10 protein-coding genes are annotated in these 14,760 nt (G+C 73.3%); all 10 read left to right on the top strand.

All coding sequences use genetic code 11. The features are described 5' to 3' along the window. Positions 1 to 51 precede the first annotated feature (51 nt). Genes HB370_RS39405 through malQ form a run of 10 tightly spaced genes read left to right on the top strand, consistent with a single transcriptional unit; the run spans position 52 to position 14,755 of the window. A complete protein-coding gene (locus tag HB370_RS39405; RefSeq protein ID WP_030794156.1) occupies positions 52 to 1,344 on the top strand; it encodes an aminotransferase class III-fold pyridoxal phosphate-dependent enzyme in 1,293 nt (430 codons plus the stop codon). After that, positions 1,341 to 2,384 (top strand): ATP-binding cassette domain-containing protein, encoded by a 1,044-nt coding sequence (locus tag HB370_RS39400; RefSeq protein ID WP_037703341.1) that lies wholly within the window; start codon positions 1,341 to 1,343, stop codon positions 2,382 to 2,384. The genes HB370_RS39405 and HB370_RS39400 overlap by 4 nt, the downstream gene beginning before the upstream one ends. Then, a complete protein-coding gene (locus HB370_RS39395; RefSeq protein ID WP_078637836.1) occupies positions 2,381 to 3,256 on the top strand; it encodes an ABC-2 family transporter protein in 876 nt (291 codons plus the stop codon). The genes HB370_RS39400 and HB370_RS39395 overlap by 4 nt, the downstream gene beginning before the upstream one ends. Then, positions 3,253 to 4,053, top strand: coding sequence for an ABC-2 family transporter protein (locus tag HB370_RS39390; RefSeq protein ID WP_051816251.1), 801 nt, complete (start codon positions 3,253 to 3,255; stop codon positions 4,051 to 4,053). Before HB370_RS39395 ends, HB370_RS39390 begins: the two co-directional genes overlap by 4 nt. Beyond that, positions 4,050 to 5,549 (top strand): hypothetical protein, encoded by a 1,500-nt coding sequence (locus tag HB370_RS39385; RefSeq protein ID WP_030794162.1) that lies wholly within the window; start codon positions 4,050 to 4,052, stop codon positions 5,547 to 5,549. Before HB370_RS39390 ends, HB370_RS39385 begins: the two co-directional genes overlap by 4 nt. A 5-nt stretch (positions 5,550 to 5,554) precedes the next feature. Continuing rightward, positions 5,555 to 7,639 (top strand): glycogen/starch synthase, encoded by a 2,085-nt coding sequence (locus tag HB370_RS39380; RefSeq protein ID WP_244405871.1) that lies wholly within the window; start codon positions 5,555 to 5,557, stop codon positions 7,637 to 7,639. Further along, entirely contained in the window at positions 7,632 to 8,738 is a 1,107-nt protein-coding gene (locus HB370_RS39375) for a sugar phosphate nucleotidyltransferase (RefSeq protein ID WP_030794166.1), read from the top strand. Before HB370_RS39380 ends, HB370_RS39375 begins: the two co-directional genes overlap by 8 nt. Further along, on the top strand, positions 8,735 to 9,685 hold the full coding sequence (locus tag HB370_RS39370; protein WP_051816252.1) for a carbohydrate kinase family protein: 951 nt from the start codon (positions 8,735 to 8,737) through the stop codon (positions 9,683 to 9,685). Before HB370_RS39375 ends, HB370_RS39370 begins: the two co-directional genes overlap by 4 nt. A gap of 10 nt (positions 9,686 to 9,695) precedes the next feature. Continuing rightward, the gene (locus HB370_RS42780) at positions 9,696 to 12,710 is read left to right on the top strand and encodes a Cof-type HAD-IIB family hydrolase (RefSeq protein WP_078637837.1); all 3,015 of its coding nucleotides are present in this window, start codon (positions 9,696 to 9,698) and stop codon (positions 12,708 to 12,710) included. Beyond that, on the top strand, positions 12,707 to 14,755 hold the full coding sequence (malQ, locus tag HB370_RS39360; protein ID WP_030794171.1) for a 4-alpha-glucanotransferase: 2,049 nt from the start codon (positions 12,707 to 12,709) through the stop codon (positions 14,753 to 14,755). The genes HB370_RS42780 and malQ overlap by 4 nt, the downstream gene beginning before the upstream one ends. The last annotated feature ends 5 nt before the right edge of the window (positions 14,756 to 14,760 follow it).

Below are 14,760 nucleotides of genomic sequence, written 5' to 3'. Positions count from 1 at the left end.
GCCCAACGGCGTTGCCCGGCTCAGCAGTTCACACGGAAGGGTGGGCGGCGCATGACGGCTCGGCAGCAGCGGGAACGGCTGGAGCGGGAGGCGCGGCACCTGGCTCCGGGCGCCTCCGAGGAGGCGGCCGTCGGGCGCCGGGTCTTCGCCGAGGGGCGCGGTCCGGTCCTCACGGACCTCGACGGCAACCAGTACCTGGACTTCGCGGCGGGCACCCTCACCCAGTCCCTGGGACACGGTCATCCGGAGGTCGTGGCGGCCCTCACCGAGCAGGCCCGGCGCCTGTGGAACGTGCACGACTCGGCCACCCCCGACCGGGCCGCCCTGCTGGAGCTGCTGGCCGGGCTGCTGCCGGAACGGCTGGACACCTACGCGCTGTTCTCCACCGGCGCCGAGGTCGTGGAGGCCGCGCTGCGCGTGGTGCAGGCCACCGCCGCACCGGGCCGCAACCGGATCGGCGCGCTGCGCGGGGGTTTCCACGGCAAGACCACGGGCGCGCGGATGCTCGTGCACTGGGACGTGGGCCACCAGTCCTTCGCCGGCAACTCGATCCTCGGCTACTCGGCCTACTGCTACCGCTGCCCGCTGGAACTCACGTACCCCTCCTGCGGGTTGCGGTGCGCCTCCCTCGTACGCAAGCACATCGCCGACAAGCCGAACGTCTCGGCGCTGGTCTTCGAACCGGTCCTCGGAGCCGCCGGCGTCGTCGTGCCGCCCCCGGGTTACTGGGAGCAGATCACCGAGGCCTGCCGGTCCAACGGAGTCCTGCTGGTGGCCGACGAGGTACTCACCGGCGGCGGCCGGACGGGCACGTTCCTGGCGAGCGAGCAGTTCGGTGTCGAGCCCGATCTGGTGGCCCTGTCCAAAGGGCTGGCCAGCGGTTTCCCGTTCGCCGTGCTGGCGGGGCGGGCCGACCTGATGCACCATCCGGCGGCGTCCGGGGCCGGCGCCTACGCGTCGACGTACGCGGGCAACCCGCTCGGCATCGCGGCGGCCCGGGCCACGCTCGAGGTCATCGAACGCGACCGCCTGATCGAGCGCGTCCGGGTCCTGGGCGAGCTGCTGCACGAGCGGCTGCACGCCCTTCCGGCCCGCTTCGAGAACCTGGGCGACGTACGCGGCCTGGGGCTGCTGTACGGGCTGGAGTTCGTCACCGACCGGGCGAGCCGCACACCCGCGCCGCACCTGGCACGAGCCGTGTACAGCACCGCCCTCGACCTGGGCCTGCGAGTCGCCCTGGGCGGGCACATCCTGCGGCTGGCGCCGCCCTTCACCATCGACGAGCCGCTCCTGGACGAGGGCGTCGGACTGCTCGAACAGGCCCTGGAACGGGTGCTGTCGTGATCGTCGCGGAGAACCTAGTCAAGGAGTTCCGGCTCACCGAGCGCAAGCCGGGTCTGGCCGGCAGTCTGGCCACCCTTTTCACCCGGGAGCACCGCGTCGTCCGCGCGGTCGACGGCGTGTCCTTCACGATCCCGGCCGGCGCGAAGACGGCGTACATCGGCGCCAACGGGGCGGGCAAGTCGACCACCATCAAGATGCTCACCGGCATCATGACGCCGACCAGCGGGCGCTGTCTGGTCCGCGGCATCGAGCCCTACCGGCACCGGCAGGCCAACGCCCGCGGCATCGGGGTGGTCTTCGGGCAGCGCAGTCAGCTCTGGTGGGACCTGTCCGTGCCGGACTCGTTCCGCATCCTGCGCCGGGTCTACGACATCCCGGACGTCGTGTACCGGCGCAATCTCGCCCTGTACCGGGAGCTGCTGGACATCGACGCCCTCGGTAGCACGCCCGTGCGCCAGCTGAGCCTGGGGCAGCGGATGCGGGCCGAGATCGCGGCGAGCCTGCTGCACGATCCGGCGGTGGTCTTCTGGGACGAGCCGACCATCGGCCTCGACATGGTGCTCAAGGACGCGGTACGGCAGCTGGTCAACCACGTCCACGCGGAGCTGGGCACGACCGTCGTGCTCACCAGCCACGACATCGCGGACATCGCCGCCATCTGCGACAGCGCGCTGGTCGTGGACCGGGGGCGCGTCGTCCACCAGGGCAGCATCCGGGACCTGCTGCGCACCGCCGACCGGCGCTCGGTCGTCTTCGACCACCGGGGCCGGCCGGACCCCGGGCCCGTCCGCGCGGAGATAGAGCGGGGACTGCCCGGAGTGACCGCCTCGTCCGCCGAGGACGGCCGGATCAGGGTCGACTACCCGGCGGACCGGTTCACCTCCCGGCAGGTGCTCGGCTTCCTGCTCGAACACTTCGACCTGGCCGACTGCTACGCGCCCGAACCCGATCTGGAGGACGTCCTGCGGAGGATCTACGGCGGGCACCGTGAGGCCCCGTCCGCCAAGGTCCCGGGCGGCCGGCAGGAGGGTGCGGCATGAACGGCCCGCAGGCCGACGGCGCGCTCCGCCGGGTACGGGAGCGCCCCACGCCGCTTCCCCTGGCCGCACGCGCCCGGCGCTATCTGCCGTTCGCCACCGGGGGTCTGCAGTCCCTGCTCCAGTACCGTTCGACGTTCGTCACCACCGGGATCACGGCCGCCGCCGGCGCGGCGATCACCGTCTTCCTGTGGCGGGCGGTGTACGCGGACGCCCCGCCCGGCGGCGGCCCGGGCGGCTTCACCTCCGAGAGCATCACCACCTATCTGCTCGTGGCGCAGGTGCTGCAGATCCTGCACGCCAACCGGGTGGACGACGAGGTCGCCGCCGAGGTCTACCGCGGTGACGTCGCCGTCATGCTGGTGCGGCCCGTCAGCTACCCGGTGATGCGGTTCTTCGGCTGTCTGCCGGTGGTCGCGGCCAATGCCGTCCTGGTCGGCGTCCCCGTGCTCGTGCTGTTCGCGCTGCTCGTGCCGCTCACCACGCCAAGACCCGTGGACGGCGTGCTGTTCGCGGTGTCCACCGCGCTGTCGGTGCTGCTCGCCTTCCTCGTGAACCTGCTGACCGGGATGGCCGGCTTCGTCACCACGAACACCTGGGGGGTGCGCATGGTGAAGCAGAGCGTGGTCGCCTTCTTCGCCGGACAGCTGGTGCCCCTGTCGCTGATGCCCGGGCCGCTTTCGGCACTGGCGTCCGCGCTGCCCTTCCGGGGCATGGTCGACGGACCGCTCACCCTGCTGCTCGGCCGCTACGACGGGGTGGCCGGCGCGGTCGACGTGCTGGCCCGGCAGATCGGCTGGGTGGCCGGTCTGACGCTGCTGGCCGGTGTGCTGTGGCGGGCCTCGCTGAGCCGTCTGGAGGTGCTCGGCGGATGACCGGCACGGTGTGGCGCCATGTGCGGCTGGCCTTCTTCCTCGGCGGGGTCGGGCTGCACCGGCTGAGCATGTACCGCGTGGACTTCGCCCTGGGCGCGGGGGCCTTCCTGGTCCGGGTGGGTCTGCAGACGGCGGTGGTGGGCCTGGTGTTCCGGCAGGTGCCCGCGGTGGACGGCTGGACCTATCACGAGGTGCTGTTCCTGCTCGGCTTCTCGCTGCTGCCGCGCGGCCTGGACCACCTCTTCACGGACCAGCTGTGGGAACTGGGCCGCAAGCTGGTCCAGCGCGGTGAGTTCTACCGCTATCTGATCCGCCCGGTGAACCCGCTGTTCTCGCTGCTGTCGGAGCGCTTCTTCCACCCCGACGGTCTCGGCGAACTCGCCGTGGGCGCCGTCCTGGTGGGGTGGTCCGGCAGCGAGCTGGGGCTCCGTCTCACCCCGGTGCAGTGGCTCGCCGCCCCGTTCCTCGTGCTGTGCGGCGCCCTGATCCACACCTCGGTGAAGCTGCTGTTCGCCTCGCTGTCCTTCTGGACCGTGACCAGTCTGCCGTCGATGTACGCGGCGAACCAGGTGTCCGAGTTCGCCGCCTATCCGCTGGACATCTACCACCCCTCGCTGCGCGCGGTGCTGACCTGGGTGCTCCCCTTCGCCTTCACCTCGTACGTGCCGTGTGGCTATCTGCTGACCGGCGCCACGGGACGGGTGGTCTGGCTGCCGCTGATGACCGCCGCAGCCGTCACCGTCGCCCTGGCCGTCTGGCGGCGCGGCATCAACGCATATGAAATGACCGGGAGTTGAGCACGTACGTGTTCCGCGACGACGATTTCGAGCCCCTGCACCTCGAACCCCTGCTGCGTACCGCGCCCTGGCTGCCGCGCGATCTGCGGGCCGCCCACCGGTGGGAAACGGTCGACCACGCCGAGCTGGGCCCCGGCGAGCTGCTGCTGGTGGTGGCCGCCGTCGGCGGACCCGCCTCGGGCGAGCGGATCTTCCTGACCGCGCGCCGGGATCCCTCGGGCACCCTGACCGCGGCCGACGACGGCGGGCCGCACGGACTCGCGGCCGTGCGCCGTGTGCTCACCGGCGCCCGGCTGCGCACCGCCCGCGGCGGGCACGTCGAGTTCCGCCGGGCGCCCTCGGCCCCGGCCGGCGAGCCGCGCCGGCTGCCCTTCGACCAGGGCTGGTCCTCGAACTCCCTGTCCCTGGTGGAGGTGGCCGGGTCCGCGTACCTCCACAAGACCTACCGGCGGCCGGCCGAGGCGGTCCACGAACCGGAACTGCTCCGCCGCATGAGCGGCACCGGGTACACACCCGAGTGGGCCGGGGACTACACCTACACGGACCCCGTGCGCGGGACCCGGCACCCCGTGGGCGTCCTCTACCGCCGCGCTCCGGGCCGGGGGATCGACGCGCCGCTGCGCGAGAACCTGCGCTCCCTGTGGCCCCGGCTCACGTCCGGCACCGCGCCGGACCGGCTTGTACGCGACCATCTGCTGCCGCTGGAGCCGAAGTTGCGTTCCGCCGGGCGTTTCCTGCGCGGGTTCCACCGGGACCTGGCGGCGCGCCTGGGCGGCCCCGCCACCGGCTACCCGGTGGCCGAGGCCCTGGCGCGGTCCTCGGCACGGCTGGCCGAGCTGGCCCGGGCCGACACGCCCCTCTCCGAGGGCGCCGCGCCCCTTCCCCAGGCCGCCCGGAACGCCGCCTTCGACGCCCTCACCGCCGAACTCGACCGGCTGAAGGACGCGTTCGTCGGCCGGACGACGGCGCCCGGGGCCGGCCCCTGCCACGGCGACCTGCACCTGTCGCACCTGCTGTGCTCCGACACGGGCGACGGCACCTGGCACATGAGCGTCATCGACCTGTCCACGCCCGCCCTGTCACCGGACGACCCGGAGTACGCCGCCCAGTCCCCCGTACAGGATCTCGTCGCCGTGCGGCGCGCGCTGGAGTACTTCGCCGCCGACGAGGCCGCCTTCGAGAGCTCCCGCAGGCTCGGCGTCGACGCGACCGAGACCATGTACGGCTCCCTGGACGGCGCGCCCGGCCTGCCGGCCGCGGACCGGGCCGTGCTGGCCGGTGTCTTCCGCACCGCCGACCTCTGGCGCGAGCGCGTGCTGGGCCTGTTGCTCGGCCCCGCCTCCGGTGATCCGCTGCGGCGGCTGCTGTACCTGCGCCGGCTCCTGCACGAGCTGGGCTACAACCACGACCACGCCCGCCCCTACCACGCGGCGATCGACCTGCGCCACGCGCTCGCGCCGGCCGCCCCCGCCCCGACGACCCACGCGAGGACATGACCGTCGTGAACGCGCCCAGGATGCACATCATCGAGACGTACTTCGAGTGCTGCGGATTCGACCACACCTTCCTGCAGGGCGGCACGTCCGTGTACCTGTGGAACCTGTCCAAAACCTTCGCCGCCCGGGGACACCGGGTCTCCATCGTCACCCCCGCCCACGGCCGGCTGGACGACCTGCGGCAGCGCTACGAGGTGGAGGACCTGCCCTACGAGAACACCTACACGCTGCCGGTGGCCCTCGACCCCCGGGTCTGGCAGGGCTTTCCCGCACAGGCCGAGCTGGCGCTGCGCACCACCGCCCACCGCATCCGGCTGGCGGGCGTGGACCTGTACTTCCTGGCCAACGAGTACCTGAACCAGCTCCCCGACACCTTCTACCCGCCGTACTCCGCCAAGGGCCGGGACCTGGTGTTCTTCAAGCCCCTGGTGTTCCAGGCGGACAGCGTGCGCTTCCTGCGCGGCTGGTTCGGCGGCGAGAAGGCCATCGTCCACGCGCACGAGCCGTACTACCACTACCTGCTGCCGGCCGCGCTGCGCGACGACCCGACGAAGCTGGTCGTCAGCAACGTGCAGAGCAACATGCCGATCGCCAAGAAGGTGTACCGGCCGGAGGTGGAGCGCCTCTTCGAACTGCTGGGCGTGGAGGTGGAGTTGCCGGGTCCCGAGCCCGAGACCGACGCACCCGCGGCAATGGTGCAGTACCAGCAGCTCACCCACCTGCACTACACCTACCCGCCGGACCACGTGGCGATCTACGAGCTGACCGCCGAGCACGCCGACCTGATCGACTTCCTGTCGCCCGGCCAGCTGGACTTCTACGCGGGCTTCCGGGACACCCCGTTCGAGGCGCTCTTCCGGCGGCTGCCGATCGCCGACGTGGTGCGGCGCAACGCACACAAGATGTTCGTCGGCGGCTGCGCCATCTCCGACCAGTGGCTGGCCTGGGACCCGGCCGACGTGGACCGGGCGAAGGTGCTCGGCGGCCTCGGCCTCGATCCCGCCCTGCCGACGTTCTTCCACAACGCCCGCTACGCGGTCCACCACAAGGGCCAGATGGAGCTGATGCGGGCCGTGGACCGGGTGCTGAGCGAGGGCCTCGCGGCCAACTTCGTCATCCGCTGCATCTCCGGCAACGGCATCGACGACCCCTTCTTCCACGAGGTGGCCGCCCGCCATCCGGGCCGGCTGCACTTCGAGTGGGAACGCGTCGAGGAGGCACAGGTCTTCTCGTACGCCGCCGCCGGCGACTTCGCCCTGTTCCCCTCCAAGTTCGAGATGGACACCTTCCTGATCGCCCAGGGCGAGGCCATGGCCGTGGGCGCGGTGCCGATCGCCACCGACCAGCGCGGCATGGAGCACTTCCGGCACGCCGACGGGCCGGACACCGCGACGGGCTTCGCGGTGAACCGCTCCTTCGCGGAGGACGACGACCTGCTCACCGACGCGCTCGCACAGCGCATCCGGCAGGCGGCGGCCCTGTGGTCGGACGATCGCGGCCGCTACCGTGAGCTGTCCGACCGGGCCGCGGCCGTCGCCCGGGTCTTCACCTGGGACCACTGCGCCGATCTGCACCTGACGGCGTTCACCGCTCTGTGGGAGGGCCGGCCCGCCGTCCTGTCCACCGAACTGGCGCTGCGGCACGGCTGGTTCGACCTGCTCCCCGACGCGTCGGTCACCACCGGTGCCGCGCTCGCACACGGAGACATCGCGGCCTACGAACGCCGTGCCCCGTTCGACGCGGACGCCGCGCTGGCCATGTTCCGCGCCGCCTGGGAGCGGGCCGACTTCGCGGTCTGCGAGCGGGTCCTGGAACGGCTTCCCGAGGCGGTGCCCGCGGTGGAGACCGCCCGGTTGCGCGACCGCTCCCGGTTCCTCGGCGACGGACGGCTGGAGTACCGGCTCCCGCACGCCGAACGAGTGGAAGTCGTCGAGCCCCGGCGGGGCCCGGACCGCGCCCTGCCTCAGGTGCGCACCCTGGAACGCGCGGCGCCGGGGCTGTTCGTGGGCGAGGCTCCGAGCGGCGCCGGCCGGCTGCTGCTCACCCTGTCCAGCGGCCGGGTGACCTGGGACGAGGTGCGTCATGGCTGAGCTGAGCACGGTACGCGCGGTGCTGCTGGCGGGCGGTGAGGGACGGCGGATGGGCCCGCTCGGCACGGGACGGCTCAAGCCGCTGGTCCCCTACGGGGGCACCTGCCGGCTCATCGACTTCAGCCTGGCCAACGCCCGCGCCTCGGGCCTTCCGGAGGTGCTGCTGCTCTCCCAGTACGAGGAGCGGCAGCTGATGGACGACCTGCACCGGACGTGGAACACCGGCCCCGGCTTCCGGGTGCGCTTCGGCCCGTACGACGCCGCCTACGCGGGCCCGGAGCCGCCCGCCGCGCTGCCGCCGCGCACCTGGCCGCCGGAGCGGGGCACGGCCGACGCGCTGATCCGCAAGGCGGAGTACGTCTTCACGGAGGGCACGAGGGACGTCCTCGTGCTGCACGCCGATCACGTCTACCGCTACGACTACGGTCCGCTGGTCGCGGAGCACCGGGCCTCGGGCGCGGCGCTCACCGTCGCCTACCAGCGGATCGACATGCGCTGGGTGCACCTGTTCGGCATGGTCCGCTTCGACGGCGGCGGCCGGCTGACGGAGTTCACGGAGAAACCCGAGAACCCCACCTCCGACCTGGTCTTCGCCGCGTTCTGCGTCTTCGACGCCGCCGTGCTGCGCCGGTATCTGACCCAGCTGGACGGCACCGACTGGCAGCACGACATCAGCCGGGACGTGATCCCCGCGATGCTCGCGGCCGGGGAGCACATCCGCGGTCACGAGGTGCACGGCCACTGGGAGGACATCGGCACCGTCGAGCGCTACCACCGCGCCCACCTGGCCCTGGCCGCCGGGCCCCGGGCGCCCTTGCCCGTCGGGCGGATGCCGCGGACGGTGCGGCCGGAGGTCGGGCGGCACTGGGTCGCCGACGCACCCGGAGTACGTACGTCGGTGGTCCCGTCGGACCTCGTCAACGCCGGGCTGGTGCACGACAGCGTGCTCTTTCCCGGCGTGCGGGTCGGCGCGGGCGCCCGGGTGCGCCGCAGCGTGGTGCTGCCCGGCGCGGTGATACCGCCCGGCGCCGACATCGACGGTGCGGTCGTCCTGGAGGACGGACGCGTTCAGCACGTTGCCGAAGGAGTGAGCGCATGACCCTGCCCGAACACCACACCCGCGCACCGCGTCCGGCCGACTACGACGTCCTGGTGGTCGGCGGGGTCGGGGTGGACACCATCGTGCGCGTGGACGAGCTGCGCGTACCGCCGGGCGACTCGGTCTTCGTGGAGCCGCTGAAGGACTACGTCGGGCACACCGGCAACGGCGTCGCGCTGGGCTGGCACGCGCTCGGACTGCGCACCAAGTTCATCGACTTCCTCGGCGACGACCCGCAGGGCCGCATGGTGCTGGAGCACTACGCCCGGCAGGGCCTCGACTTCAGCCACCTGGTCTCGCCGCACGGGACCCCGCGCTCGGCGAACCTCGTGGACCCGCACGGCCGCCGATTCTCCTTCTACGACGGCCGCCACCCCGCCGACCTCAGGCTGCCCCGCGACTTCTACCTGCCCTTCCTGGAGCGGACGGCCCACGTCCACCTGTCGATCATCGGCCACAACCAGGACATGTACGAGGACGTCCACCGGCTCGGCGTGACCAGCTCCACCGACCTGCACGACTGGGACGGGCACAATCCGCACCACCGCCACTACGCCCTCAACTCCGACTACGTCTTCCTGAGCGCGGCGGCGATCCACGACCGGTTGGAGAGCGTGCTGCGGACGGTCGTCGACGAGGGCCGGGCCCGGTTCGTGGTCGCGACCGACGGCGCCGACGGCTGCCATGTGCTGGAGCGCGGCGCCACGAGGGTCCGGCACTTCCCCGCGGTGCGGCCCGAGCGTCCGGTGGTGGACAGCAACGGAGCCGGGGACGCCTTCGTCACCGCGTTCCTGCACTCCTGGTTCGAGGGCCGCCCGCTTCAGGAGTGCGTGCTGAGCGGTTCGGTGGCCGGCGCCTTCGTGTGCGGGAGCGTCGGCACCCACACCGAGTTCATCGACCTGCCGGGGCTGCGCGCGGCCGGCGCGCGCGCCGCGGCGCACTGGTGAGGGAGCGGCCATGCATGTCATCCACTTCGCCTTCGAGTGCGGCGGGTTCGACAACCGTCTGATGCGCGGCGGGCTGTCCCCGCTGGTGTGGAACCTCTCCCGGGAGTACGCGGCACGCGGTCACCGCGTCTCGCTGGTCACCCCCGCCCACGGGCTCCTGGAAACGCTGCGGCGTGACCATCCGGTCGAGGAACTCCCCTACGTCCACGAGCACCGCGTGCCGCTGGTGCCGGACCCCAAGGTGTGGCCGGACCACCCGGCGGAGATCGGCCTGGACCTCACCACACGGGCCCACCGGCTGCGCAGGGACGGCGTGGACGTGTACTTCCTCTCCGACGCCTGCCTGGACCTGCTCCCCGACCGGCTGTACCCGCCGCCCGGCACCGAGGGCAGGGATCTCGCGTACTTCAAGCCGCTGGTGTTCCAGGTCGCGGGCGCCCACTTCATCCAGCGGTACCTGAAGGGCGAGGCGGCCGTGGTCCACGGCTTCGAGCCGTACTACCACTACCTGCTGCCGACGCTGTTCGCCGGCGATCCGGCCCTGCGGACGGTGAGCACGGTCGCCGCCAACGCGCCCATCGCCCAAGCGGTGTACCGGCCGCAGGTGGAACGGCTGCTGGGCGTGTTCGGCGTCGACGCGGACCTGGACGCGTTCGCTGCGCCGCTGCCCGCCGAGGACAGCCCGGAGGCGACCATGGCGCGGGTCCTGGCCGGCACCCGGATGCACGTCGAGGCCGGCCCGGACCACATCGCGTTCCTGCCGATGATCCTGGCCCACGCCGATCTGGTCGACTTCGTCTCGCCGGGCCAGCGCGACCACTACAGCACCTTCCGCGACACGCCGTTCGAGTCGCTGTTCCGGGCCCTGCCGGTGTCCCGGATGCTGCGCGAGCGGGCGCCGAAGCTCTTCACCGGGGGCTGCGGGATTTCCGACAGCTGGCTGGCAAGGGATCCGCGCGCGGTGGACCGTGAGGCTGTCCTGCGGGGCCTGGGTCTCGACGCGTCGCTGCCGGTCTTCTACCACGCCGCCCGCTACGCGGTGCACCACAAGGGGCAGTTGGAGCTGGTCCGCGCCGTCGAGGAGGTCCTGGCGGGCGGTACGGAAGCCGTGTTCGTGCTGCGTTTCGCCACCAACGGCGGCGGGGGGACGGCACCGGCCGCCAACGCCTACTTCCAGAGCGTCGCCGACCGGTTCCCGGGGCGCGTGCACCTGGACTGGCGCCTGGCCGACGAGGACACCTTGTTCGAGCAGGCCGCGTGTGCCGACTTCTGTGTGTTCCCCTCCAAGTTCGAGCTCGACGGCTTCCTCATCGCCCAGGCCGAGGCGATGGCGTGCGGCGCGGTGCCGATCGCGACCGCGCAGAGCGTCACCGCGCACTTCGGGCACGCGCTGCCGGTGGACGACCCGCGGGCGACCGGCCTGTCGCTGCCCGGCTCGTTCCGCGACGACGATCCGGCCCTGGCCGCGGCGCTCGCCGAGCGCATCCGCCAGGCCGTGGCCCTGCGGCGCACGGCCCCCGGCGACTACGCCCGGCTGTCGGCCAACGCCCGTGCCACGGCACGCCGGTTCACCTGGTCGCGCAGCGCGGACCGGCGCCTCGATGCCTTCGCGGACCTGCTGCGCGACCGGCCCAGGCCCTTCCCCGTCGAGGACGCCGTCCGGTGGGGCTGGTTCGATTCCCTGCCCGCCGACGCGTGGTCCCGGCACCGGGAACTCATCGCGCGGTCCGCCGCGGACCTGGGCGACACGGCGGCCTACGGACGGTGCGCTCCCCTGGACCAGCAGGCGTACGAGCGGCTCTTCGAAGCCGCGTACGCCCGCGCCGACTTCGTCCGGTGCGCCGAGACCGCCCGCGCGGCCGGGCGGGACGACTGGGCGGCCCGGGTGCGCGGTCGGTACCGGGTGTTCCGGGACGCCACGGGCGGCCGGATACTGGAGTACCGGCACCCGCACGCCCGGCACGTGGAGCTCGCGGTCCCCGGCACCGTGACACCCGCCACAGGTTTGGAGTCGCGCGCGGAGGCCGTCGCCTCCGACGAGGCCGTGCCCGCGGACAGCGGCATGGTGCTGAGGGCGCTGGCCCCGGCCGGGGACGGCGTGTTCCGGGGCGCGCTGCCCGGCTCCTCCGCCGGACGCCGGCTGCTCGTCATGCTGACCCTGGACTCCGGGCGGGTCACCTGGGATTCCCTGCCCTGCGACGGGCTCGCGGACCGGCCGGCCTTCCGGCTGGTGGCGACCGACCTCGACGGCACCCTGCTGCGTGACGACCAGACCGTCTCCGCCCGCACCCTGCGCGCCCTCGCCCGGGTGGCCGAGGCCGGGGCCCGGCACCTCGTGGTCACCGGAAGACCCGCCGCGGCCTGCAAGCAGTACCTGGCCGCCCTCGGCTACCAGGGGCTCGCCGTGTGCGGGCAGGGCGCTCAGCTCTACGACGCCGGAGCCGACCGGCTGCTCAGCTCGGCCTCGCTCGACCTCGGCCTCGCCCAGGAGGTGGTGGAACGCGTCGAGGGGGCGCTGGGCCCCCTGGAGCTGGGCGTCGTGACGGCGCCGCCGGAGAGCCGCTTCAAGGTCACTCCCCGGTTCGGCGAACGCGTCCGGCACGGCTGGGACGTCACGACCGACCGCGGCCTGCTGTGGACGGACCCCATCGACAAGCTCGTCCTGCACCACACGAGCGTCCCGGAGGACGAGGTCGAGTCCGTGGCGCGGACGCTGTGCGGGGACCGGGTCACCGTGGTGCACTCGGTGCGGGGCATGGTGGAGGTCCTGCCGGCGGGCACCACCAAGGCGGCCGGGGTGGAACGGGCCGCGAAGCTCCTCGGCTGCGACGCGGCCGAAACCGTGGCGTTCGGTGACATGCCCAACGACATACCGCTGCTGGCCTGGGCCGGGCACGGCGTGGCCGTCGCCAACGCCCACCCGGCGCTGCGGGCCATGGCCGACGAGATCGCGCCCGGCAACGACGAGGACGGCGTCGCCGCCGTCCTGGAACGCCTCTTCGGCACCTCCGAGGAGCCGTCATGACCGACGCCCTGCGCGAGTTGGCCCGTGCCCACCGCATAGCCACCGCCTACACCACCGACCGGGGACAGCGGGTGGAGGTGTCCCCCGGCACCCTCGTGGCCGTACTCGCCGCGTGCGGTGTCGACGCGGCCACCGGCGCGGCGGCCCGGGCCGCCCTCGCGGCCCACCGCGAGCGCACGGCGGACCGGCTGCTGCCCGAGTGCGTCGTCGTGCGCGGCGGCGTCGTGCCCCCGCTCGGGCTGCCCGGGAACGCCACGGCCGAGGTGGAGCTGGAAGGAGGGGGCGCCGCCGCCCTGTCCGGCCCGCTGCCCGTCGGTCGGCACACCCTGCACGTCGGCGCGCCGGGGCGGAGCGGGTCCGCGCCGCTCCTCGTCGTACCGGAACGGCTGCCCGTGCCGGCGGGACGGCACTGGGGGTTCCTCGTCCAGCTGTACTCGGTGCTCTCGCGCCGCTCCTGGGGCATGGGCGACCTCGGTGACCTGGCGGAGCTGGCGTCCTGGTCGGGTCGCGCGCTCGGGGCGGGCTTCGTGCAGCTCGGTCCGCTGCACGCGATGGAACCCGGCCCGCTGCCGGACCCGTCTCCGTACCGGCCGAGCTCCCGACGGTACCCCGACCCCATGCACCTGAGGGTGGAGGCGATCCCGGAGTACGCGTACCTCACGGGCGAGCCGCGCCGCACCGCCGACCGGTGCGTCGCCCGGGCACGGGCCCTCAACGAGGGGGTGCTGCGCGGCGAGGTGCTCATCGACCGGCAGACGGTACGCCATCTCAAGCACGAGGCGCTGCGGGCCGTGCGCCAGGTGCCGCTCTCCCCCGGACGGGCCGCGGCGTTCGCCGAGTTCACCGCGCGGGAGGGCGAGGACCTGACGGACTTCGCCACCTGGTGCGCGCTGGCGGACGTGCACGGCGGGGCATGGCGTTCCTGGCCGGCCGGGCTGCGGGACCCGCGGTCGCCCGCCGTGGCCCGCGCCCGGGAGGAACTGGCCGCCGAGGTGGACTTCCACCGCTGGCTGGCCTGGCTCACCGACGAACAGCTGGCCGCGGCGCAGCGGGCGGCCACCGGCGCCGGCATGGCGATCGGTCTGATCCACGACCTGGCCGTCGGGGTGGCCCCGGAGGGCGCCGACGCCTGGGCTCTCCAGGACTGTCTGGCCGCGGGCATGAGCGTGGGCGCGCCCCCGGACGACTTCAATCCGCACGGCCAGGACTGGGGGCAGCCCCCCTGGCGTCCGGACGGGCTCGCCGCGTCCGGGTACCGGCCGCTGGCCGCGCTGCTGCGGGCCGGGCTGCGGCACGCGGGCGCACTGCGCGTCGACCACGTGATGGGCCTGTTCCGGCTGTGGTGGGTGCCGGAGGGCCGGCCGCCGTCCGAGGGCACGTACGTCCGCTACGACGGCGAGGCCATGCTGGGCGTGCTGATGCTGGAGGCGCACCGTGCGGGGGCCGCCGTGATCGGCGAGGACCTCGGCACGGTCGAGGACGGCGTACGCGACTCCCTCGCCGCGCGGGGCGTCCTCGGCACGTCCGTGCAGCGCTTCGAGTACCTCGGTGGCTCGGCGGGCCGGCACGGTCCGCTGCCGCCCGAGCGGTGGCGGCGTGCCTGCCTCGCCACCCTGACCACGCACGATCTGCCGCCGACCGCGGCCTGGCTGAGCGGTGAGCATGTCGCACTGCGCGCCCGCCTGGACCTGCTCACGCGCCCGGAGGCGGAGGAGAAGGCCCAGGCCACAGCCGAGCGCGACGGCTGGCTGGCGGAGCTGGAGCGGCTCGGCCTGCTGCCCGACCCGGAGGGCGAGGTGATCGCGCTGCACCGTTTCCTGTGCCGGACACCGGCGCGGCTGCTCGGTGTCTGGCTGCCCGACGCGACCGGCGACCGCCGGTCCCAGAACATTCCCGGCACGTCCGCGGTGTACCCCAATTGGCGGCTGCCCGTGAGCGACGCCCAGGACCGTCCCGTACCGCTGGAGGACCTGCCCGGACAGCCCCTGGTGGCCGCTGTGTCCCGGGTGTTCGGGCACCTTTCGCGGCAGGGGGAGACCACGTGAGGAGA

The sequence above is a fragment of the Streptomyces sp. DSM 40868 genome, assembly GCF_011820545.1.
Classification (GTDB): Bacteria; Actinomycetota; Actinomycetes; order Streptomycetales; family Streptomycetaceae; genus Streptomyces; species Streptomyces eurythermus.
Note: the sequence above shows the minus strand (reverse complement) of the source record. Positions and strands in the feature narration are given on the sequence as shown.